Below are 22,927 nucleotides of genomic sequence, written 5' to 3'. Positions count from 1 at the left end.
TTATAATGTTATGTCAACAGCAATTACTGTAATAATCTTACAATATCATTGATATTATCATTATCAATATTGCTTTCGGCGCGAGCCCAATCGGACGGGGACTGATTGCGGAACCAGGTAAACTGTCGTTTGGCATAGCGCCTGGTAGCCATCTGGGACTGCTCTATCGCCGTTGCTTCATCGATTTTTCCTTCAAGAAACGCACGGATATCAGGAACACCAATTGCTCTCATAACCGGGCGATCATCAGGAAGTCCTCGCTCTAATAGTGCTTCCACTTCAGCTTTTGCCCCGGTCTGCATCATCAATTCAAACCGGAGATCACACCTGGCATAAAGCCATTCTCGCGGCGGCAGTAACAGGAGCGGTTTCAACAAGATGTCGTCTGCGATCCCGCCCTGCATATTCTGGTGCCAGTGCTCCATCGGCTTGCCGGACGACCGGATAACCTCAAGCGCCCTTTTTACGCGACTGGAATCGGTCGCATTTAGTCGCCGGGCCGACGCAGGGTCCTCGTTTAAAAGGGCCGTGTGAGCGTCCAGAGTGTCCAGTTTCCTTACTTCGTTTCGGATATCCGGATCAATTTCGGGGATGGGAGCGATGCCATCCAGCAACACGCGAACATAGAGGCCGGTTCCTCCAACCAGTATCGGAAGTTTGCTTGCCTCGTGGGCAGCTTCGATCTCGGCTTTTGCATCGCGCGCCCAGCGCGCAGCAGAGCAGGCTTTAGCACCATCAATATAACCGTATAGCCGATTCGGAACGCCTCCCATTTCCGCCTCAGTTGGGCGTGCACTCAGAATCTGCAAATCACGATAGACTTGCGCGCTGTCGGCATTGATGATGATCGAGGGTTGCTTTTTGGCCAGCTCCAGTGCCAATGCCGACTTGCCGCTGGCAGTTGGACCATTGATCAGCGCGACCTTTTTATTGTGATTATCCGGAGAAACCATGCTCATCGCCACGCTCATAGCAGCAGATCAACTCGAAAAGGGAGAGTTAAGTTCTGCAGCTGACAGATTGTTAGCAGCGGGTTGCCAGATAACGGAGATTGGAACAATCACAGACGAGAGGGTCGCCGATATATTTTTTACCGGTGACATCGCCGACGCACGAGCTGCGCTGGAAGATCAAAATCAACCCATAGATGTCATCGTGCAATCCAGCGGGAACAGGGTGAAAAAGCTGCTTATTTCTGACATGGACAGCACGATGATCACAGTTGAATGTATTGATGAACTGGCCAGCTATGCCGGGATCAAGGATCAGATTGCCGAAATTACAGAACGCGCAATGCAGGGCGAACTTGATTTCGAACAGGCCTTGCGGGGCAGGGTGGAACTTCTCAAAAATCTTGATCTATCTGCCATCCAGCGCTGTCTGGACGAGAAGGTGGAAATCATGCCCGGGGCCCGAACTCTGGTCCAGACAATGGCCAAAAAGGGTGCCCGGACAATACTTGTTTCCGGAGGCTTTACCCGATTTGCGGATCCCGTAGCCAAAGCGATCGGATTTGATCGGATGGAAGCCAATATTCTTGAAGAATCCGACGGCGTCATGACGGGTGGGTTAACCGGCGCAATCGTGGATGCCGCGCGGAAAGCTGAAATATTGAGCAAGGCTGGAGCCGAGTTTGACCTTTCCATGCAAGATTGCATTGCTGTCGGGGATGGCGCCAATGATATTCCGATGATCCAGAAAGCCGGATTGGGTATTGCCTATCACGCAAAACCAAAAGCCGAAGAGGCTGCCGACGCTGCAATCAGACACAATGATCTGACCGCCTTGCTATACGCGCAAGGCATTGCGACCGATCAATGGGCGGTTAGCTAAATCAGCGCTTTTTGACGATGCAGGCGTTCCCAGTGGATTTCACAGTGCCGCACATTCTGTCAGCTTGCTGACGTGTCGCGAACGGACCAGCCTGCAAGCGCGTAATGTTGCCACTCGTTACGAGATAGGGTTGCAACTGACGCAGTGCGGAAATCCGGTTTTCCAGTGATGACCAGAGGTTTTTGGCCTTGTTCTGGTTACTAAATGCTCCCAGTTGTACGCGCCAATCGCCCTTAGCGGAGCGAACTGGAGCGGCAACAGCGACTGGGGCGGGAGCCGTAACCGCAACGGGTGCAGGTGCGCGCACCGGGGCCGACGCCGGGGTAACTGGCTGTGGAACCGGAGTGACGGCGCGCGACGGAGGCAATTGCGCTGTCTGCACCGCACCGGTGGTAGGGGCAGGCCGCAATCCTCCAACCTGAGCGGTCCGCACGCGCTTTTCATTTTGTTCCATCTGCCCGGCGAGCTCGAGTGCACGACGGCGATCATCCAGCGGGATATATTTATCCATCTGAGCGAGGTTGGACGTAGCCTGCGGCAGTCCTTGTGCCGATGCTCTGTTCATCAACGCATAAGCCTTGATCCAGTCTTTCTCGACAAAGTCACCGTTAAAATGCCCGGTACCCAATACATATTGCGCCCGCGGTTCTCCGCGATTTGCCGATGTCTGCAAATAGGGCAGGGCTTCGGAACGCCGCTGCGCCTGAAACAATATCAACCCGTAATTGTCATTGGCCTGCAAATGTCCCTGATCTGCGGCTCGCTTGTACCATCTTTCAGCTTCAGCAAGACTCATTGGAACACCGCGGCCCAGTTTATATGCTTGCGCCAGATTAAACTGCGCATCCGCATCGCCAGCGGCTGCCGGCCCCTGCCATTCTGCGACAGCGGTCTTGTAATCACCCCGCCCCCAGGCATCGACGCCATCCTTCACATCAGCCATTGCTGGCGCTGACAACATAATCACCGAACCGATTATGGCGGGAGTGAGTACAGCGCGACTAATTGTCGGGAGGTATTTCATTGCAGGTTCCTTTGATCGTCAAACAGCTAAACGAATATATAACTAATGACCCCTTAACAGTAATTTGCAAATATTTGGTTATTCGGTGTCATTCGACTGAAATCGAAAAATATGCAGACCACCCGAAACGGAAGTGAGCGAGCGCATAAAAAACTTCCCCGTCTCGTTAACTCTATTTTAGCCCTGTTCTGCCAAACCGGCTTCACGAAATTTTATTTGGTCAATTGAAATGACCTGTGACAGTCGAAGGGAATTAGAGTGCGAGTTCTAGCAATGGCATCGCAAAAAGGTGGGTCTGGCAAAACAACCTTGTCAGGACATCTGGCTGTTCAAGCGCAACTGGCCGGCGCAGGTCCTGTGGTTTTGATCGATATCGATCCCCAGGGATCCCTGGCTGACTGGTGGAATGAACGGGAAGCCGACTTACCGGCATTCGCGCAAACCACCGTATCGCGTCTGGCAGCTGACCTACAGATTTTACGTCAGCAGGGCTTTAAGCTTGCTGTAATCGACACACCACCTGCCATCACCATGGCCATTCAGAGTGTCATTTCTGTCGCGGAACTAATTGTAATACCGACTCGTCCAAGTCCGCATGATTTGCGCGCTGTTGGTGCCACCGTCGATTTGTGTGAACGCGCAGGGAAACCACTGCTGTTTGTAGTAAACGGCGCGACGCCGAAAGCAAAAATCACTTCTGAAGCAGCTGTTGCACTCTCTCAGCACGGTACCGTCGCTCCGGTTACGGTTCATCATCGTACGGACTTTGCCGGATCAATGATCGACGGGCGAACTGTCATGGAAACTGATCCAAAAGGACGTTCGGCCCAGGAAGTTGTGCAATTGTGGAACTACATTTCAGATCGTCTGGAAAAGAACTTCCGTCGTACCGTTTTTACATCACCAGCAATGGCACCTGCAGCCACTCCTGGACTGCAACGCTCCGGAGGCAATTTTGGCCGCCGGGTTGTTGGATCTTGAATAGGGAGGCTTGAACAATGAAACCACTAGCTTCTCTTTCTTCCGGACTGCTGGCCCGCAAAGGCGGCGCTAAACCTGCAATGCGACGTCAAGGCGCGGCATTTCCGGATCAGACACATGAACAGCAGGAAGATCTTGGCTGGAACGACATGGGTTATGATGTCGATCCCGATCACGGAGATACTTCTGACCCGCAAAACGGTGCTGAATCTCCTGAACATTTTAACCTTAATCCTTTGGCCGGTGCGATTCCGCAGGCAGTACCTGCGGTAAAGAAACAGCAGGAAGAAATCGCCGCAAAATTGAGCGAGGATTCTTTGCCTGTGCCTGAAGCCGAAACGGCACCCGAACAGCCAGCTCCTGCTCCTGTCCCATTGTCGATTTCCCGCGAAGTTGCGCCACTTGAAGAACATTCAGCGGTTGTAGAAGCGGCGCGTGTGAACAAACGCAAAGCGCGGACACCGGCGGCTGCAAAACGCTCACGGACAAAGAAAGCCAAGGCAGCATTTACACTGCGTCTGGATGCAGATCGTCACCTGAAACTGCGATTGGCTACGGCGGTCAAAAACGTTTCTGCGCAGCAATTGGTAACCAAAGCTGTGGACGATTATTTGAAGAATATCCCGGAACTAGATGATTTGGCAGCGCAGATTCCATCACGCGGCGCCGCTTAACTGAATAACCTGATTAATTTGCGAGGGCATTATAATGAAACGCGATTTGATATTGAAAATAGCTGCTTCGACCATGGTCATCAGCACCACCCTGACCGGTTGTGGACCTTTTGGCGGATCGGTTGCTTCCTCATCGAGCAAACCCGCTACTGTCAAAGACGGAGCAAAATATGCCAAGAAAGCTGAGAAAGCTCTTGCAAAAGGTCAGGTCGACAAGGCCATAATCTATGCAGAACGTTCAGTTGCCGGCATTGGTACCGACCCGGAGACGCGTGTTCTTCTTGGTCAGTCCTATCTTGCTGCAGGCCGTTTCAGTTCTGCAGAACGCAGCTTTCTTGACGCGATGGATCTCGGTGCCAGCGATGCCCGCACGGTATTGAGCCTCAGTCTCGCCCAACTGGGCCAGGGAAAAGTCGACAAAGCAAAACGCATGATCGAAAACAACCGCGAATCCTTGCCAACGGCTGACTATGGTCTGGCAATGGCATTGGCCGGCGACACCAAAACTGCGATTACGGTTCTGGAACAAGCCATTCGTGATGCCAATGTAAATGGCCGTACCCGTCAAAATCTTGGCCTGGCGTACGCGCTGGATGGTCGCTGGAAAGAAGCCAAGCTTATGGCTTCGCAAGACATCAAGCCTGCAGCGGTTGATCAACGGATCATGCAGTGGGCTCAGATGGCCCGCCCAGGTGCCTATGAAACGCGTGTCGCGTCCCTGCTTAACGTGTCACCGGTCAAAAATGATCCTGGTCAGCCTATCAGACTGGCGCTGAATGCTGCACCAACCGTTGTTGCAACCGCAACTCCCGCAGAAGATTATGATCAGCAGGTTGCCAGCTTTGACAGCGAAGTTCCTCTTCCGGCAACAGGTTCTGCACCTCTGGCGGAAGTAAAACCGCTGGTTGCTGCAAAAGAAGTCGACGTCAAAATCGCAAAGATTGAGCTGCCGGCAAGCGAAGTTGCTGAAGCGAAAACCGAAGAAAAAGTGGCTCCGTTGATCAAAGCAGCCGCGGAGCCTGTTCGGGTTGCACCTGCTGTTGAGCCGGTTCCAGTGAAAACTGCTGCCGTACAATCGATCGCAGCCGTGAAACCGGTATTGCAGAAAATTGCTTTCAAACCACGTTCGCGGGCGATCTCCGAAGGCAAGCACCTGGTACAGCTTGGTGTGTTCTCATCAGAGCAAAACGTGAAAAACGCCTGGAAAATTCTTTCAGCCAGAAACAGCGAACTTTCCTATTTTGATCACGCCAGCTCTCCAGTGAAGGCCAAGGGGCGGACCTTGTATCGTCTTGCAGCGACTGGATTTGGTACTGCTGAAGCTGCCAAAGCCATGTGTGACGGTATCAAGGCCAAAGGCGGCGCGTGCATCGTTCGCGAAACAGAAACGGTCAATCCGCGGCAAATGGTAAGCACGAAACCACGCAAACTGGCATCGCGCTAAACCAGGTTCAAACCATGATATTTTGGGGCGGGAAAGCTAAAGTGCTTTTCCGCCCTTATATATTGCCCGCACGCGGCCTTGAACCGGCAACTTGTCGAACGGCGTGTTTCCGGCGGCCGCAGTCATTTTCCGCGTATCTATCTGCCAAGCCGCATCCGGTTCGATACAGATAAAGTCCGCATCATAGCCTGGCTTGATTTGACCAGCGGATACGCCAAGTATCTTTCCGGGATTTGCGGAAAGCAAATCAAACAGGCGGTTCAGGGTAATCAAACCATCCCGCACAAGGTTCAACGATAATGCCAGCAGGGATTCTGCTCCGGCCATTCCCGGTTCGGCTTCCGCGAACGGAAGCCGTTTATCTTCTGCGCCTCTGGGATCATGTCCGGATGAAATAACGTCAATCGTTCCATCCTTGATCGCTGCGAGACAGGCTTGACGGTCATCTTCACAGCGCAACGGTGGCGAGAGCCGAGCAAATGTGCGGAAATCACTGATTGCAATGTCAGAGAGAAACAGGTGTGCCGGGGTGATACCGCAGGTTACCGGTAATCCCTCGACCTTGGCTTTGCGCACCAGGTCAAGTCCGCTTGCGGTAGTGACCTGCCTGAAGTGAATCGGCGCGCTGCATTCGCGGACCAGGGCGATATCTCGCGCAATCGATAGTGCTTCGGCAGCAGCGGGCGCGCTGGACAGTCCAAGTCTGGTAGCCGTTTCTCCTGCTGTGGCGACGGCATTCCCGGCCAGCCCGCTATCTTCGCTATGGACAATGACCGGCAATTCCAGTGAGGCACAATATTGCAGAAGCTTCAACATGACACCACTGTCAGATATCCAGTGACGCCCGGTTGCAACGGCTCTCGCACCAGCTTGCTTCATTAGTCCGATTTCGGCCAGCTCCAGGCCATCAAGACCCTTTGTGGCCGAAGCAAGCGGATGAGACCAAAGATCGGGTTTTCCTTCGGCAGCATTATGTTTGACCATCGCTGGCAGATCGAGCACGGGGGTTTGATCGGGCATCAGGGCTGCGCGGGTGATCCCGCCAAAATGAAACGCCGGTTTGTCGATTGCGAATACGCCAAGATCTATGATTCCCGGTGCAAGAACATAGTCGCTGCAATCCACAGATCGTGCATCTTGCGAATCGCTTTTGTCACCAAGCTCGACAATCTTGTCACCATCGGTGATGATGTTTGCGGCGACCGTCTTCTGCTCTGAAGGCAATATGACCTGGGCGCTGGAGAATTCCTGTCTCATGACCAGCCCTCCACATTGCGGGATCGGCGCGTGAGAACGTCAAGACAGGCCATGCGGACAGCCACACCCATTTCTACCTGTTCGGTTATCGCGGACCGGTCTGTATCGTCCGCAACATCGCTGGTGATTTCAATACCGCGGTTCATTGGTCCTGGATGCATGACCAGCGCATCATCCGCAGCACCACGCAATCGCGCCGGGGTCAGCCCGTAAAGATGGTTATATTCGCGCGGACTGGGAATATAATCTCCGCTCATCCGTTCGTTCTGGAGTCGCAGCATCATAACCACATCCGCTCCCCGCAGGGCGGCGTCAAAATCGGTGAATGTTTCCACGTTCAGCCTGTCCAGTGCTGCCGGCAACAGGGCAGGAGGGGAGCAAACCCTTACTTTTGCGCCCAATGTTGTCAGACAATAGATATTGGATCGTGCAACACGGCTGTGCATGATGTCACCGCAAATGGTTACCGTCAGGCCGCTTATGTCACCTTTGCGCCGCTGTATCGTGAGCGCATCCAGCAAGGCTTGCGTGGGGTGCTCATGGCTACCGTCACCCGCATTTAACACCGGGCAGTCTACCTTGTCCGCGATCAATTGCACCGCGCCAGAGCTGCCATGGCGAATTACAATCGCGTCGGCTCTCATGGCATTCAGCGTCACCGCGGTGTCAATCAGCGTTTCACCCTTTTTGACGCTGGATTGCGCAGCATGCATGTTGACGACATCTGCTCCCATCCGCTTTCCCGCGATTTCAAACGACAGCAAGGTCCGGGTGCTATTTTCGAAAAAGGCATTGATTACAGTCAAACCATCTAGTCGATTGGCATGTTTGCTGGATTTGCGGTTCAAATCCACCCATTGCTCCGCTTCGTGCAGGAGAAACAATATCTCCCACGGTTGCAGGCCGGCGATGCCCAATAGATGTTGATGAGGAAAGGCATCAGATCCGTCAGGAAAACGATGCGTCGAGCTTTTGGGTTCCGATGTCATTAAAGCCAGCCCTATAGAGCGGTCAGGCTATCGCGGCAAGCCCATCAATTGCCCCTTGCAGAATATAGGCGGCGGCCATCTTGTCGACAATCTCTGCGCGCCGTTTTCTGCTGACATCGACAGCGATCAAATCACGTGTGACCGCCTGCGTGCTCCACCGCTCATCCCAGAGCAAAATCGGCAGATCGAGCTGCTGCAGATTCTGGGCAAAAGACCGGGAAGCCTGCGTTTGTTTGCTTTGACTGCCATCCAGATTGAGCGGTAAACCAACGACAAATCCGACAATCTGCTGACCGGAAACGGCGGTCCTGATTCGATCCAGATCCTTGGCAAATTTCCGCCGATTGATGGTTTCTGCTCCTGTCGCGATGGACCACTGGGCATCACAATATGCCATGCCGATGGTTTTGGAGCCAACGTCCAGACCCAGGAGGCGCCCTCCCTCCGGTAGCATCGCCCGGAAAGTCGCGACTTCGTCTGTCATTATCGATTCAGGAATGATTGCATCCTTCGCGCTACGTCATCTCTTATGTTCTGCCAAAACAGACTATAATCATAAACATGATAATTATTGCCGGGCAGGGCATAAGGACCCAGATCAGGCGGATCACCGATCAGAAGGAACCCGCGGTCATCGCAGCGCGCAGGAACGGCCCCGGCGACCAGTGTTGCATCGCTGAGCTCGTCGTTGGGAACCAGGGTTCCAAGATTGGCCGCCGCATCTGCCGCTGTATTGACGTCTCCGTTGACCGGGTTTGTGCACAATAACTGTGTGTCTTTTCGGGGAATGCCCGCGAAGCCGATCGTGGTGTCATAGACTTCGACGATGCGACCATAATCAGCCGGCTCTGCAAAACTTTCCCAGCTCAACAGGCAGTTATACTGCTCAGGCTCTTCGCAAATGGCCAGTCCCAGCGCCGGGACGTCTGCATCGACCGACACTGGCCAACCAACGACATAAGCAGCAACCACGCGATTAGACAGCGGTGTGCCCGCGACCCGGTCTTTAAGCAGGTTTGTGAGATGCAAGCTGCCCTGACTGTGACCTGCCAATATGATGGGCTGATCCGCACGAATCTCGCGCATAAAATGATCAAAGGCTACCAGAACATCCTGGTAGGCCGCATCCAGGGCTTGCTGCCCTTCCTTCTTTTCCGTGAGGAATGCTCCGAGTGTAGCCTGTCGATATCTCGGTGCCCAGACATCGCCGGCGACATTGAATGCGCTAGCCTGCCCGCGCAGGAATATTCTCGCAAGCGCTTGTGATTCTTTGTCATCCAGAGGCGCGTTCCACATATTTTTCTTCATGAATGAAGTCGGATGAATGAAGAAAATAGCGGCTTTTGATTTCGACCTGGTTGCCTCGGCCTCTTCAAAACCTTTGGGGAGCCACAAAGCCGGATTTCCCTTTCCGATCTCTGGCCTTGCAAACCACATGGAAACATTGGAATAAACATTGCTCTCGAGCAGTTCTTGTTCTTGAAATTCCTTGTCCGGAACGAAGACAAAGTCGGCCAGATCTTCTCCATAGATGCGAAACACAAACGCACCTGCGATGATCAAAACCGTGATACCGGCAACCAGATAGAGAAACTTGCGCGCCAAATAATTACTCCTGTTCGACTGATATTGGCTCATTCAACTTGATGCTGCAACGCACCGATGCTAGCGGCGCGGAGTACACAATTCTGAATTGAAATACCCGCAAAAAGATGAACCACAATAGAATGTCACAACCAATCAACCCGGAATTCCCACATGTCCGTCGATAAACAGACCGTTCAAAAGATCGCCAGCCTCTCGCGGATCGCGATAAGCGAGGCCGAAGCCGATGCTCTGGTGCCGGAGCTCAACAATATTTTAGGATGGGTGGAACAGCTCTCCGAAGTCGATTGCAAAGGCGTTGAACCGATGACCGCAGTCATCCCCAACAAATTGCGTTTGCGGGAAGACAAGGTGACGGATGGTGACATTCACGACAAGGTTTTGGCAAATGCGCCTGCCGCAGAACACGGATTTTTCGGCGTACCGAAGGTGATTGAATAGTGACCGAGATATTTGAACTGGGCATTGCCGGAATCCGGTCCGGATTTGCAAATGGAGATTTTTCTGCTCGAGAAGTCGCTGAAACATTTGTTTCCCGCGTCAGTGCGGCCAAACAATTAAATGCGTTTCTTGTCGAAACCCCAGATCATGCATTTGCCGCGGCAGATGCGGCAGACAAGGCCAGATCCGATGGAGAGTCCCTCGGCCTTATGGCCGGTGTCCCGATCGGGATGAAGGATCTGTTTTGTACCGAGGGCGTGGAAACCACAGCTGGCAGCAACATATTGAAGGGCTTTACCCCGCAATATGAATCAACTGTATCGGCAAATTTGTTCAAGGCCGGCGCCGGCATGCTGGGCAAACTCAACATGGATCAGTTCGCCATGGGTTCGTCCAATGAAACCAGCGCGTTTGGCAATGTAATTTCGCCCTGGCGTCGTCAGGATGGCGGCAATGTGGATCTGGCTCCCGGTGGGTCTTCCGGTGGTAGTGCCGCGGTTGTATCCGGACGGATTGCGCCGGCAGCGACAGGAACCGATACAGGCGGATCTATTCGCCAACCTGCAGCTTTTGTAGGCATTTCGGGATTCAAACCGACTTACGGCCGATGTTCCCGCTGGGGGACGATTGCTTTTGCAAGTTCGCTGGATCAGGCGGGACCCATGGCACAAGATGTCCGGGATTGCGCGATCATGCTGGAAGCCATGTCCGGCTTTGATCCCAAAGACTCCACCTCGCTGGACCTGCCGGTTCCGCAATGGGAGGCTGGGTTAAACAGCAATCTTGCTGGCAAACGCATTGGAATTCCCAAAGAATATCGCGTGGACAACATGCCACCTGAGATTGATGCGCTTTGGCAAAAGGGCGTGGAATGGCTGAAAGATGCGGGTGCGACCATTGTCGACATATCCCTGCCTCACACCAAATATGCACTGCCAGCCTATTATATCATTGCTCCAGCGGAGGCCTCTTCGAATCTGGCGCGCTATGATGGTGTGCGTTACGGGATGCGCGACCTTCCGGACGGAGCTGGATTGCAGGACATGTATGCAGCCACGCGCGAATCTGGCTTTGGACCCGAAGTAAAGCGGCGGATCATGATCGGAACATATGTTCTGAGCGCAGGTTATTACGATGCCTATTATACTCAGGCACAAAAGGTGCGAACGCTGATCTCGCAAGATTTTGAGAAAGCATGGAACAGCTGTGATCTGTTGCTGACGCCCACGGCCCCTAGTGCCGCCTTTGGCCTCGGCGAAAAAAGCGATGATCCGCTGGCCATGTACCTGAACGACGTGTTCACCGTGCCGAGCTCGCTGGCGGGATTGCCTGCCATGTCAGTTCCTGCGGGACTGGATGGGAAGGGACTTCCTCTGGGATTGCAGATTATCGGAAAGGCACTGGACGAACAAAATGTATTTAACGCCGGACTGGCATTGGAAGAACGTGCCGGCTTTGTGGCCAAACCGGAGCAATGGTGGTGAGCATGACTGAATCAACATATCGTATCCAGGGTGCTACCGGCGAGTGGGAGGTCGTTATCGGCCTTGAAGTCCATGCCCAGATTTCATCAAATGCGAAGCTGTTTTCCGGTGCTGCGACGGAATTTGGGGCAGAGCCCAATACACAGGTCAGTCTGGTGGATGCTGCCATGCCGGGAATGCTTCCCGTTTTGAACGGCGAATGTGTTCGTCAGGCGGTCCGGACCGGCCTTGCGATCAATGCGCAGATCAACAAATATTCGCGTTTTGACCGCAAAAACTATTTCTATGCCGATTTGCCGCAGGGATATCAGATTTCGCAACTCTATCACCCAATTGTCGGCGAAGGAGAGATCGAAATTTCTCTAGATGAAAAAGATCCTGATGCCCACGGCAAGACCATTGGTATTGAGCGCATCCATATCGAGCAGGACGCCGGCAAGTTGATGCATGATCAGCATCCGACGATGAGCTATGTCGATCTCAACCGTTGCGGCGTTGCCTTGATGGAAATCGTATCGAAGCCCGACATGACTTCGCCCAAGGAAGCAGGGGCCTATGTCAAGAAACTGAGATCAATTTTGCGCTATGTCGGCAGTTGCGACGGTAATATGGAACAGGGCTCGATGCGGGCTGATGTCAATGTCAGCGTTCGCAAACCGGGTGATGAGCTCGGTATTCGGACAGAAACCAAAAACGTCAACAGTGTCCGCTTCGTCCAGATGGTCATCGAATATGAAGCCCAGCGCCAGGTTGATGTTCTGGAAGGTGGCGGAGAAGTTGTGCAGGAAACGCGCCTTTTCGATCCGGACAAGAATGAAACGCGGTCCATGCGCTCCAAGGAAGACGCGCATGACTATCGCTATTTCCCCGACCCGGATTTGCTCCCGCTGGAACTCGAAGACGATTATATTTTCGACTGCAAGGCCAGTTTGCCGGAATTGCCCGACGAAAAACGCGCACGATACAAAAATGTTCTGGGCCTGAGCGCGTATAATGCAGCGGTTCTCACTGCTGAACATGAAACGGCTTTATGGTTCGAGAAGCTGCTCGATACTGCCGATGAACCAGAAAAAATTGCCAGTTCCGCTGCAAACTGGATGACATCAGAGCTGTTTGGCGCACTTAACAAAAAGGGACTTTCGATAAATGAGAGTCCGGTTTCGCCGGATCAGGCATCGGAACTTCTTGGTCTCATTGCAGATGGCACAATTTCTGGCAAAATCGCCAAACAGGTATTCGAAATCATGCTCGATACCGGTGATGGTGCTGCAAAAATCGTAGAAGAGAAAGGGTTGAAACAGGAATCTGACACCGGAGCAATCGAGAAAGTTATCTCTGACGTCATGACGGCAAATGAAGATAAAGTTGCCGAATATCGCGGTGGCAAAGAAAAATTGTTCGGCTTTTTTGTCGGACAGACAATGAAAGCCATGCAAGGCAAAGCGAATCCTCAGGTTGTGAATGAACTGTTGAAGAAAATACTTGATAAATAGCTGAACTTCCATTTGATAGTGCATGGGGAATTCGAGGGGGTCTTACCATGCAACGATTATTTGCGCTTGTCGCAATAGTATTTTCCGTCATTTTGACTGGTCCGGTTTCTGCTCAGGAAAAATCAGCGGTCAAGGAAAGCTTTGCGTTTCCATCTGACGGGAGTGCAACAATATTGGTCTTTCGGCCGGACATCAGTGTCGGTGAACAATCAACGGGTGGTTTGAATGAACCCAATGTCGAGTGGACGGAAACAGCGCGCACGCTGTTGACCGACGAGTTGACCAAAGCAGACGTTACCAATCAGCATCGTTTTGTTTTTCTGCCGGAATATGAGGGCGAAGATGGCAAACTGGTCTCGGACTACCGAAATCTGTTCAAGGCGGTGACTAATGCCGTGCTGACCCACAAGCTCTTCGTCGGCAACCGACTACCGACCAAAAAGCAGGTTGAGTCCCTGGAATATAATATGGGAAGTGGGACCCAAAAACTGGCAGACCTTGGTGGGGGGCAATATGGACTGTTCTTCTACACATATGACAGTTACGGTTCCGCCGGGCGAAAGGCTGCTCAGGCGGTAGGCATGCTGGGCTGTATTATCGGCGCTTGCGTGATTGTACCTTCCGGTGTTCATATTGGATATGCCGGACTTGTAGATCTGCAAACCGGTGATTTGGTTTGGGTCAATGCAGATGGATCTATGGGCGGTGATGTTCGTGAAGAAGAGGGCGCCCAGAAACGGGTTTCGCAATTGCTTGAAGAATTTCCGCTTCCTGCAGAGGGTACTGTCGGAGGTGCGGTGATCAAAACAGCTGTTTTGGAAAGTGAATCTTCACTTGAAGAAGGAACGCCGCAAGAGGCTGACGTGAGCGAAAAGGCTGAAGAGTTGATTGAAAATCAACCTTCGGACACTGTTGATGAAGTTGATCCAAAGGAACCAGCTGCTGAGCCGACCGAGTAATCAAATGAAACGAGGCGTTTTCGATATTGTTGCAACGGGGGTTCTGGCCTCTTCGCTCGTATTCAGTTCAGCTCAGGCCAAAAACGAGAAACAGATAAAGGATTTCAGCGAATCCATCGAACCCGGCTATCAACCAATAGATGATGATGAAAAAGGCCTGTGGATGCAGGTGAACGAAGTGGAGCGAGAGCTCAAAAATTCCAATTTCATTATCGATGACCCGGCTCTCAATGAATATGTGCGGTCTGTGCTTTGCAAAGCTGTAGGCGAAGCAGAGTGCGGTGAAATTCGGTTATATTTGTTACGCACGCCGTATTTCAACGCGTCCATGGCCCCCAATGGCATGATGCAGGTTTGGTCGGGATTGCTGCTTCGGGTCCAGGACGAAGCCCAGTTGGCTACTGTTCTCGCCCATGAATATGGCCACTATGAACGCCGGCACAGCCTCCAGTCTTTCCGCGACATAAAGAGTAAAACCGGGTCCGGCTTCTTTTTGAGCTTTGTCATTCCCTTCGCTGGCCTCTTTATGATTGACTCAATCTTTTCATTCACGCGCGATATGGAGCGGGAAGCGGATTCCATTTCCCTCGATTATCTGGTGAAAGCTGGCTACACGCCAATTTCTGCCTCCGAGATCTGGCAACAGCTTCGCGATGAACAGGATGCGACGGCTGCAGAGCGCAAGCGGAAAAGCCGCAAAGACAAGACCGGTGGATTGTTCGCTACGCACCCCAATACCGGAGAGCGTATGGAAACACTGAAAGCCAAAGCGCTGGCCGCCAACGTGCCTGATACTGCTACCAACAATGTCGAAGCTTTCAGATCCGCAATCGCACCCTGGTGGCCGAGCCTGATTGATGATCAGATCAAACTGAACGATTTCGGCGCAACAGACTTTTTGCTCAATCAGCTGGCGGTGGGAGGGTGGAGCGCCGATTTACTTTACGCAAAAGGAGAACTCCATCGCGCACGCGGGAAAGCAGGCGATTTTGAAGAGGCATCAAATTTCTTTCAACAGTCCATCGACGCCGGGGGCGATTATCCGGAAATATATCGCGGGTTGGGTCTGGCACAAATGCGCAGCGGGTCGATAGAAGCAGGACAAACCAATTTGAAGAAATATCTGGAACTCGCTCCGGATGCGAAGGATAAACTTATGATTTCAATGATTGCAGGAGTTGCTCAATGAAACGATTTTTTGGTCCGATAATGACTGGCGCAATTGCCTTGTCTCTAACGGTTCCTGCCCAGGCGGGTTGGAAACTCATTCCGGCAAACGAAGAAGTGCGATTAAAGAAAAGCGGCATGACCGTTACGCCAAAAAAGGAGTGGAACCGCTGGACCAGGCGTCCCGGGAAAAAGGCCGAGGCCTGGACTCTTGATGGCCTGAACCTCAACGAAATTACATTTTATGGTGGAATTGAGACCGGCGACACCTTGTTAAAAGACAGAAACAAGAAAACAAAACCTCTGCCCAAATTTGATTCCACCATGTTGATACCGGATATCGTGCAATGGTTCGAAGCGAACAACCGCATCGTGCTGGACACTGCTCTTTTCGAAATCGATTCCATTGAGCCGGTGCAATTTGCTGATCACCAGGGCTTTCGTTTCACGTATCACTATGTTGCAACCGGTGACGAACTGGTTCGCAAAGGAGAAGCGATGGGAGCGATGGTGGATGGCAAATTATATCTCATAAACTACGCGGCGCCGGAGATTCATTTCTTCGACCACAATCGGGCTGATTTTGTTCAATTGGTCGAGAGTGTCAGGTTCTCGGGAAAATAGATTCCGCAAAATCATTGTCGCTTTCGCAAAACACATAAGCGACCCTTGCCCTTTCCGCGCCTTTCAGCTAGGCGCACGCGTCAATCAAAATTCGATACGGATTTGACGATGCTAATCGTGCGGGCGTGGCGGAATTGGTAGACGCGCCAGATTTAGGTTCTGGTATCTTCGGGTGTGGGGGTTCGAGTCCCTTCGCCCGCACCAAAGCATCAGAAAAGCTGATCGAAATAGAAATTATGAAGGCATTGAAGGGTAATCATGCAGATTGTTGAAACGCTGAACGAAGGTCTTAAACGGGCTTATGACATCAAAATCACCGCGCAGGATATCGAATCGCGCGTAGACAATGAAGTCAAAAAACTCGCGCCACAGGTAAACATGCCTGGTTTTCGCAAAGGCAAGGTACCAGCTAATCTGGTCCGCAAAATGCACAATGATGCCCTGATGCAGGATGCACTGAGCAGCAGCGTTCAAGAATGCGTTGATAAGGCGATTTCAGATAACAGCCTGCGCCCGGCCATGCAGCCTACCGTAGACCTTGCCGAGGGCTATGAGCCCGGCAAGGATGCAGAAGTCAAAGTCCAACTCGAAATTTTGCCCGAGATACCGACACCTTCGGTCGACAATCTCAAACTGCAACGCCTGCAGGTCGAAGCCGACGAGAAAACGGTTGCAGAGTCGCTCGAAAAATTCGCCGAAAGTCAAAAGCAGTTCGAAACCGCCGCTAAAAGCTACAAAGCCAAATTGGGAGATCAATGTCTGATCGACTTTGAAGGTAAAGTGGATGGTGTTCCGTTTGACGGCGGCAAAGGCGAAGGCATGGCAATCGAGCTCGGATCAGGTCGTCTGATTCCAGGTTTTGAAGATCAACTTGTCGGCAAAAAAGCCAATGACGAAGTTTTGGTCAAAGTGACGTTCCCGGATGACTATAATGTTGAGGATCTGAAGGGCAAAGACGCGACGTTTGATGTTGTTGTCGGTGAAGTACAAAAACCAAAGGTCGCAAAAGCCGACGACGAAATGGCGAAATCCATGGGCCTCGAGGGTCTGGATCAGTTGCGTGAATTGCTGAAGGGGCAAATCGAGCAGGAATTGAACGGTCTGACCCGCACGCACATGAAGCGCAAATTGCTGGATCAACTGGCCTCGGATCATGATTTCGATGTTCCGCCAACAATGGTAGAAGCAGAATTCAACCAAATCTGGCAGCAGCTGGAGCAGGAAGCTGCACAGGAAGAAGATCCTGAAGCTGCCAAAAAAGAAATGGAAGATGAAAAAGACGAATATCGCGACATAGCTGTCCGGCGGGTGCGTCTTGGTCTGCTCCTCTCCGAAATTGGTCAGGCCAATGGCGTGGAAGTCAGCCAGCAGGAAATGTCGATGCTGGTTCAGCAGGCAGCTCAGCAATATCGTCCGGAAGACCGGGATCGCTTCGTTGAGTATATCCAGCAGGACGCCATGGCTGCGGCTCAGCTTCGCGCGCCAATGTACGAAGACAAAGTTGTAGATTTCCTGTTCGATAAAGCGGAGATAACGGACAAAAAGGTTACACGCGACGAGCTAGAAGCGGCAATTGAAGCCGAAGATGAAGCGGAAACCAAGCCTGCCAAAAAAGCTCCAGCCAAAAAAACGGCTGCAAAGAAGCCGGCAGCCAAAAAGCCTGCTGCGAAAAAGGCAGCCGCAAAACCGGCAACAAAGAAACCCGCCGCCAAAGCAGCACCGGCGAAGAAGGCTCCAGCCAAGAAATCCGCTGCGAAGAAGGCACCGGCTAAAAAGGCGGTCGCGAAGAAACCCACCGCAAAAAAATAGAATTGTATTTGGCGTGGGGCAGGGGTCTCACGCCTTTTCTAACCAGGCCATCAAAGCTGGCATGCAATTTGCTGCATGAAGGCTAAGGAAAAACTTCCTTAATCGACTTGAACATTGGAACAGATGCTCCGATGTAAGAGCGAAGGGATGATCCATATATGGATTATCTGTTATCAAACCTGTTTTTCACAGAAGGCTAAATTACACCATGCATGATCCGATCGTTGATGCCCTAGTTCCTGTCGTAATTGAACAATCCAATCGCGGTGAGCGTAGTTTTGACATTTTCTCCCGTCTGCTGCGGGAGCGGATTGTATTTGTAACCGGCCAGGTTGAAGACAATATGGCTTCAATCATTACGGCACAGCTTCTGTTCCTTGAATCGGAAAACCCGAAAAAGGATATTTATCTCTACATCAACTCTCCAGGCGGCGTAGTGACAGCGGGAATGGCGATCCACGATACAATGCAGTATATTCGCCCGCGCGTCGGCACTGTGTGTGTTGGCCAGGCGGCATCCATGGGGAGCTTTCTGCTGGCATCGGGTGAACCTGGAATGCGGATGGCAACCACAAATGCCCGAATCATGGTGCATCAACCTTCTGGCGGAGCGCAGGGCATGGCCAGCGATATCGAGATCCAGGCAAAGGAAATCCTGCGGATTCGTAGCCGAATGAACGAGCTTTACGCCAAATATACCGGCAAGCCGATTGGTGACATTGAAAAAGCCATGGACCGCGATACCTTCCTCGAAGCCGACGAAGCCAAGGCTTTCGGGATCGTGGACGAAGTATATGACAAACGGCCGAAACCGGCAGAAGATGATAAATAAGACGTTATCTCTGCACTAAACGAAAATTAAGCCGGATTTGATAGACTTATCGCATCACGCTTATCGCGTACAAAAAAAGCGGTAGCATTTTGCAGTTTGCCGGTTAGATTACTGTTTCTAGCCTATTTTTGAGGACTTTTTATGACGAAATTGACGGGATCCGATTCGAAGAGCACGCTTTATTGCTCTTTTTGTGGAAAATCCCAGCATGAAGTCCGGAAACTGATTGCCGGCCCAACGGTTTTCATTTGTGACGAATGTGTTGAACTTTGCAACGACATCATTCGCGAAGAAACCAAAGGAACGGCGACGGGCAAAAAAGACGGTGAAGTTCCAACACCTCAAGAAATTTGTGACGTTTTGAATGATTATGTCATCGGTCAGGATCGTGCCAAGCGCGTACTGTCGGTTGCGGTACATAATCACTATAAACGCCTCAATCACGCTGCAAAATCTGGCGATATAGAACTCGCCAAATCAAATATTCTGTTGGTCGGACCGACCGGCTGCGGCAAGACGCTGCTTGCCCAGACGCTGGCCAAGACATTCGACGTTCCATTCACCATGGCGGATGCCACGACATTGACCGAAGCGGGCTATGTGGGTGAAGATGTAGAGAATATCATCCTCAAGCTGCTGCAATCTTCTGACTATAATGTCGAAAAAGCGCAGCGCGGTATCGTCTACATCGATGAAATTGACAAAATCAGCCGGAAGGCGGAAAATCCCTCCATCACCCGCGACGTTTCGGGTGAAGGCGTTCAGCAGGCTCTGCTGAAGCTTATGGAGGGCACAACGGCCAGTGTGCCACCTCAAGGCGGCCGCAAGCATCCCCAGCAGGAGTTTCTGCAGGTTGACACAACGAACATCCTTTTCATTTGCGGCGGAGCATTCGCCGGTCTTGAAAAGATCATTGGGGATCGTCTGGAAGCCAAGTCTATCGGCTTTGGCGCACATGTTGCCGCCCCCGAAGAACGCAAGGTCGGTGCATTGCTGGCAGAAGGCGAACCGGAAGATCTGCTTAAATTCGGGCTGATACCTGAATTTGTTGGTCGTTTGCCTGTTATCGCGACTCTGGAAGATCTGGATATTGATGCGCTGGTGACGATTTTGCAGGAACCGAAAAACGCTTTGGTCAAACAATATCGCAAGCTGTTTGAACTGGAAGATGTTGGTCTGACGTTTACCGATGACGCATTGGTAGCAATTGGCAAAAAGGCGATCGAACGCAAAACAGGTGCGCGTGGATTGCGTTCCATTGTCGAGAATATCCTGCTCGACACGATGTTTGACCTTCCCGACCTGGTAGGCGTTGACGAGATAGTGATCGACAAGGATGTGGTCGCTGGAACGAAAGACCCTGTAAAGGTGATTGCGAAGAGCAGCAAAACCAAGAAAGAAGATGCTGCTTAAGCGTTCCGTATATTGAAATTTAGCTTCCCGTCGTTTTTCGGCGTACTTGTTGCCTCCGTAATATCCCGAAAGCGGATGTTAGGTTTCACCCTGTCGAACTACCGAAACTGGAGTGGGAAGCGGAATGTCAGCAATTGGCACGAGCTTTATCAAACCTGCCGTTCCCGTGGTATTTGTTATCGCCGCAATGCTCTCTTCGAACTACTCCAGAGGATACCTTTTGAAACCTAGTGAAAAAATTAGAAAGTTGGTGTCGGCGCATATTCCGGGTGCGGTAATCAAAGACGCTGAATCGATGATAGGGGGTGTTTCTGCCGATGCGATGCTAATTGACATCCAACTCCCTGGTGATGGTACTCGCAAGCTCGTTCTAAGGGAGCATGGCGAGAACCATTTTGGACACGAGGCAGAGCTCGAATTCCGCCTGCTTGAATGTCTATATTCGCTTGGCGTGAAAGTCCCAAAACCTCTAGGTTTCAACAGCAATGAAGGAACAGGGCAACACCCATATGTTTTGCTGGAATACATCGATGGAACAACGGATATGCCGTCGTCTGCATTAGAATCATGCATTACCGCCGCGGCAGACAAACTGATCTCAATCCATGATCTTCCGACGGACTCGCTTCCAGAATTGCCGCAGAGATTTGATCCCCTCCCCGAATTGCTAGACTTCCTTCCAGATGAAGCGGAGTGGGACGAGCTTCGATCAAGCCTGTCGAGAATGAATTCGACGGCGTTCACTGGGAAAAGTGTCTTGCTGCACGGTGACTACTGGCCTTCAAACATCATTTGGGAAGACGGCACAATTGTCGGCGTAATCGATTGGGAGGATTCCGCAATAGGCGATCCGCTATCCGATGTCGCCTGTGCATGTTTGGAACTTCGGTACATCCACGGGAACTCAGGCGCACAGCTCTTTCTGGATGTCTATTCGGTACGATGCGAAGTCGATCCTCTAAGGTTTGCGCTATGGCAGGCAAATGTGGCTGCAGCGGGAAACCGGAATATGGGCGAGTGGGGTCTCGAACCTTCGCGGGTGCAAGCCATGAGGAAAGTTGCTCTCGAAAGTATCAGGGAAGCTGGCCGCGTGATTGTAGCTCACTGAACGACGACTACCTCTGCGTCATTTCGTAATGACAGGCGATTCTGAATCCGCTTTTGCGCCTATATCGGTCACCGTTAAACTAATCATAGATACAACTATCAAGGCCTTCGCGCTTCACGACGTTAATCCTGGCCGCGATCGTATTGCCATATCGCGCTGTAAAGCCGCTCGCACCGTTCACGGCTCTTTTCTTCGGCAAAGGCAGGGCTGCGGCCATTCGCGCCGCTTCCATTTTCGTCAGATCGGAAGCATCTTTCTTGAAATAGCGCTGCGCACCAGCTTGCGCACCATAAGTTCCTATGCCGGTTTCCGCGACATTGAGATAGACCTCCATGATACGTTTTTTACCCCAGATTTTCTCTATCAGGAACGTGAAATAAGCCTCTAGTCCCTTGCGAAAATACCCGCCTCCTTGCCACAGGAACACGTTCTTCGCGGTTTGCTGGGATATGGTGGAACCACCGCGAATTCGGCCGCCCTCGCGATTGCGTTCCATCGCCTTGCGAATAGCTTCCCGATCAAAGCCGTCATGACTGCAGAATTTGCCATCTTCAGCCGCGATAACGGCTCTGGCAAGGTTGGGGGAGATCGACTCCAGCGGCTCCCAATCCTTGGAAATGCTATTCTCGTCCATAAGCATGGTCGCAGTTATCGGCGGGGGTATGAATGCCGTGACCCCAACCCACGCGACAGTAATCAGCAAAAAGTAAACGATGATGCGGAATAGCCACCTGATGAAACGCGCAATAGGGTTCTGCTTCTTCCTGGCCATGTCCGATAGTTAAACAAGTGACGCCCTGAAAACAATTGATGTTTCAAGGCGTCATGTCATTCAGTTTTGATTTGAAGTTGCGGAATCAACCAGCTGTAAGAAGCTGCTTTTCGCCGGCAATGCGCAGCATCGCTTTTTGCAGCTTTTCAAATGCACGAACTTCAATTTGCCGGATCCGTTCCCGGCTCACAGAATAGACCTTGCTCAGGTCTTCCAGCGTTTTCGGATCTTCGGACAAGCGCCGTTCGGCCAATATGTGCTTTTCGCGGTCATTCAGCGATCCCATCGCTTCGTTCAGCATATCATGGCGAAAATCGGCTTCCTGCGCATCGGCAATCTGCTGATCATGCAGGGGGCCGTCATCTTCCAGCGTATCCTGCCACTGACCACTCTCGCCGTCTTCCGACAATGGAACGTTCAGCGATGCATCACCACCCATCGACATGCGGCGGTTCATATTGACCACTTCATGTTCAGCAACACCAAGGTCGGTTGATATTTTCTGCACATCCTCCGGCTTGAGATCACCGTCTTCAAAGGCTTCAAGGTTGTTCTTCATACGCCGCAGGTTGAAGAACAGTTTCTTCTGCGCTGCGGTTGTGCCCATTTTTACGAGGCTCCAGCTGCGCAGGATATATTCCTGAATAGACGCGCGGATCCACCACATCGCATAGGTTGCGAGGCGGAACCCTCTTTCCGGTTCAAATTTCTTTACGCCTTGCATCAGGCCGACATTGCCTTCGGAAATCAGATCCGAGACAGGCAGACCGTAACCGCGAAAGCCCATGGCGATTTTTGCCACGAGTCGCAGGTGCGAGGTCACAAGCTGGGCTGCGGCTTCCTGATCCTTGTGTTCAGAATAGCGTTTTGCCAGCATATATTCTTGTTCGGGTTTCAATAACGGAAATTTACGAACTTCCGAAAGATAACGGTTCAGGCTCGCGTCCCCCCCTAAGGCAGGGATTTTTGCCGGAACATTGCTATTATTAGCCATTTTTGTTCCTTCATTCTCTGTTTG

General features: G+C 51.9%; 22 protein-coding genes and 1 tRNA gene. 15 read left to right on the top strand and 8 right to left on the bottom strand.

All coding sequences use genetic code 11. From position 1 onward, the window contains the following. Positions 1-23 precede the first annotated feature (23 nt). Positions 24-959 (bottom strand): tRNA (adenosine(37)-N6)-dimethylallyltransferase MiaA, encoded by a 936-nt coding sequence (gene miaA / locus ABJI30_RS13570; RefSeq protein WP_348017228.1) that lies wholly within the window; start codon positions 957-959, stop codon positions 24-26. Here miaA and serB point away from each other — a divergent pair. Next, entirely contained in the window at positions 952-1,833 is an 882-nt protein-coding gene (gene serB / locus ABJI30_RS13565) for a phosphoserine phosphatase SerB (protein WP_348017227.1), read from the top strand. The two genes, miaA and serB, sit on opposite strands and share 8 nt — an antisense overlap. Before the next feature lies 1 nt (position 1,834). Here serB and ABJI30_RS13560 read toward each other — a convergent pair whose 3' ends face one another. After that, complete coding sequence (locus ABJI30_RS13560; RefSeq protein ID WP_348017226.1) at positions 1,835-2,857, bottom strand: SPOR domain-containing protein; 1,023 nt, start codon at positions 2,855-2,857, stop codon at positions 1,835-1,837. A gap of 258 nt (positions 2,858-3,115) precedes the next feature. On the opposite strand from ABJI30_RS13560, the gene ABJI30_RS13555 reads away from it, so the two are divergent. The 3 genes from ABJI30_RS13555 to ABJI30_RS13545 are packed head-to-tail and all read left to right on the top strand — an operon-like array spanning position 3,116 to position 5,956. Next, the gene (locus tag ABJI30_RS13555; RefSeq protein ID WP_348017225.1) at positions 3,116-3,838 is read left to right on the top strand and encodes a ParA family protein; all 723 of its coding nucleotides are present in this window, start codon (positions 3,116-3,118) and stop codon (positions 3,836-3,838) included. A gap of 17 nt (positions 3,839-3,855) precedes the next feature. Further along, entirely contained in the window at positions 3,856-4,512 is a 657-nt protein-coding gene (locus ABJI30_RS13550) for a hypothetical protein (RefSeq protein WP_348017224.1), read from the top strand. Between the two features lie 34 nt (positions 4,513-4,546). Further along, entirely contained in the window at positions 4,547-5,956 is a 1,410-nt protein-coding gene (locus ABJI30_RS13545; RefSeq protein ID WP_348017223.1) for an SPOR domain-containing protein, read from the top strand. A 36-nt stretch (positions 5,957-5,992) separates the two neighbouring features. On the opposite strand, the gene ABJI30_RS13540 is transcribed toward ABJI30_RS13545, so the two are convergent. Genes ABJI30_RS13540 through ABJI30_RS13525 form a run of 4 tightly spaced genes read right to left on the bottom strand, consistent with a single transcriptional unit; the run spans position 5,993 to position 9,807 of the window. Then, on the bottom strand, positions 5,993-7,213 hold the full coding sequence (locus ABJI30_RS13540; RefSeq protein WP_348017222.1) for a dihydroorotase: 1,221 nt from the start codon (positions 7,211-7,213) through the stop codon (positions 5,993-5,995). Next, positions 7,210-8,202: an aspartate carbamoyltransferase catalytic subunit gene (locus ABJI30_RS13535; RefSeq protein ID WP_348017221.1), complete on the bottom strand. Its 993-nt coding sequence runs from the start codon at positions 8,200-8,202 to the stop codon at positions 7,210-7,212. The genes ABJI30_RS13540 and ABJI30_RS13535 overlap by 4 nt, the downstream gene beginning before the upstream one ends. Before the next feature lie 22 nt (positions 8,203-8,224). Next, a complete protein-coding gene (gene ruvX / locus ABJI30_RS13530) occupies positions 8,225-8,686 on the bottom strand; it encodes a Holliday junction resolvase RuvX (RefSeq protein ID WP_348017220.1) in 462 nt (153 codons plus the stop codon). Next, on the bottom strand, positions 8,686-9,807 hold the full coding sequence (locus ABJI30_RS13525; RefSeq protein WP_348017219.1) for a DUF3089 domain-containing protein: 1,122 nt from the start codon (positions 9,805-9,807) through the stop codon (positions 8,686-8,688). The genes ruvX and ABJI30_RS13525 overlap by 1 nt, the downstream gene beginning before the upstream one ends. A gap of 153 nt (positions 9,808-9,960) precedes the next feature. Here ABJI30_RS13525 and gatC point away from each other — a divergent pair, with 153 nt between their 5' ends. The 11 genes from gatC to ABJI30_RS13470 all read left to right on the top strand — a co-directional run bounded on the left by gatC (position 9,961) and on the right by ABJI30_RS13470 (position 21,137). Next, the gene (gene gatC, locus ABJI30_RS13520; protein ID WP_348017218.1) at positions 9,961-10,248 is read left to right on the top strand and encodes an Asp-tRNA(Asn)/Glu-tRNA(Gln) amidotransferase subunit GatC; all 288 of its coding nucleotides are present in this window, start codon (positions 9,961-9,963) and stop codon (positions 10,246-10,248) included. After that, entirely contained in the window at positions 10,248-11,732 is a 1,485-nt protein-coding gene (gene gatA / locus ABJI30_RS13515; protein ID WP_348017217.1) for an Asp-tRNA(Asn)/Glu-tRNA(Gln) amidotransferase subunit GatA, read from the top strand. Before gatC ends, gatA begins: the two co-directional genes overlap by 1 nt. A gap of 2 nt (positions 11,733-11,734) precedes the next feature. Next, positions 11,735-13,225, top strand: a complete 1,491-nt coding sequence (gene gatB / locus ABJI30_RS13510) for an Asp-tRNA(Asn)/Glu-tRNA(Gln) amidotransferase subunit GatB (protein WP_348017216.1) — start codon at positions 11,735-11,737, stop codon at positions 13,223-13,225. A 47-nt stretch (positions 13,226-13,272) separates the two neighbouring features. Beyond that, positions 13,273-14,184: a hypothetical protein gene (locus ABJI30_RS13505; protein WP_348017215.1), complete on the top strand. Its 912-nt coding sequence runs from the start codon at positions 13,273-13,275 to the stop codon at positions 14,182-14,184. Positions 14,185-14,188: 4 nt separating this feature from the next. Continuing rightward, complete coding sequence (locus ABJI30_RS13500) at positions 14,189-15,373, top strand: M48 family metallopeptidase (protein ID WP_348025449.1); 1,185 nt, start codon at positions 14,189-14,191, stop codon at positions 15,371-15,373. Continuing rightward, positions 15,370-15,975: a hypothetical protein gene (locus tag ABJI30_RS13495; RefSeq protein WP_348017213.1), complete on the top strand. Its 606-nt coding sequence runs from the start codon at positions 15,370-15,372 to the stop codon at positions 15,973-15,975. Before ABJI30_RS13500 ends, ABJI30_RS13495 begins: the two co-directional genes overlap by 4 nt. Before the next feature lie 119 nt (positions 15,976-16,094). Next, a tRNA-Leu gene (locus ABJI30_RS13490) sits at positions 16,095-16,179 on the top strand. A 54-nt stretch (positions 16,180-16,233) separates the two neighbouring features. Further along, positions 16,234-17,784, top strand: a complete 1,551-nt coding sequence (gene tig / locus ABJI30_RS13485) for a trigger factor (RefSeq protein ID WP_348017212.1) — start codon at positions 16,234-16,236, stop codon at positions 17,782-17,784. 208 nt (positions 17,785-17,992) lie between these two features. Beyond that, positions 17,993-18,616 carry an ATP-dependent Clp protease proteolytic subunit gene (locus tag ABJI30_RS13480; RefSeq protein WP_348017211.1) on the top strand — a complete coding sequence of 208 codons (624 nt, stop codon included), beginning with the start codon at positions 17,993-17,995 and terminating at the stop codon, positions 18,614-18,616. 141 nt (positions 18,617-18,757) lie between these two features. Beyond that, positions 18,758-20,029 carry an ATP-dependent Clp protease ATP-binding subunit ClpX gene (gene clpX / locus ABJI30_RS13475; RefSeq protein WP_348017210.1) on the top strand — a complete coding sequence of 424 codons (1,272 nt, stop codon included), beginning with the start codon at positions 18,758-18,760 and terminating at the stop codon, positions 20,027-20,029. Positions 20,030-20,153: 124 nt separating this feature from the next. After that, positions 20,154-21,137, top strand: a complete 984-nt coding sequence (locus ABJI30_RS13470; RefSeq protein ID WP_348017209.1) for a phosphotransferase — start codon at positions 20,154-20,156, stop codon at positions 21,135-21,137. Positions 21,138-21,216: 79 nt separating this feature from the next. On the opposite strand, the gene mtgA is transcribed toward ABJI30_RS13470, so the two are convergent. Together mtgA and rpoH are read right to left on the bottom strand one after the other, a co-directional pair. Then, positions 21,217-21,909 (bottom strand): monofunctional biosynthetic peptidoglycan transglycosylase, encoded by a 693-nt coding sequence (mtgA, locus tag ABJI30_RS13465; RefSeq protein ID WP_348017208.1) that lies wholly within the window; start codon positions 21,907-21,909, stop codon positions 21,217-21,219. Positions 21,910-21,994: 85 nt separating this feature from the next. Then, positions 21,995-22,903, bottom strand: coding sequence for an RNA polymerase sigma factor RpoH (gene rpoH / locus ABJI30_RS13460; RefSeq protein ID WP_348017207.1), 909 nt, complete (start codon positions 22,901-22,903; stop codon positions 21,995-21,997). Positions 22,904-22,927 lie beyond the last annotated feature (24 nt).

The sequence above is a fragment of the Parasphingorhabdus sp. genome (assembly GCF_039968395.1).
In the GTDB taxonomy this organism is placed as follows: Bacteria; Pseudomonadota; Alphaproteobacteria; order Sphingomonadales; family Sphingomonadaceae; genus Parasphingorhabdus.
Note: the sequence above shows the minus strand (reverse complement) of the source record. Positions and strands in the feature narration are given on the sequence as shown.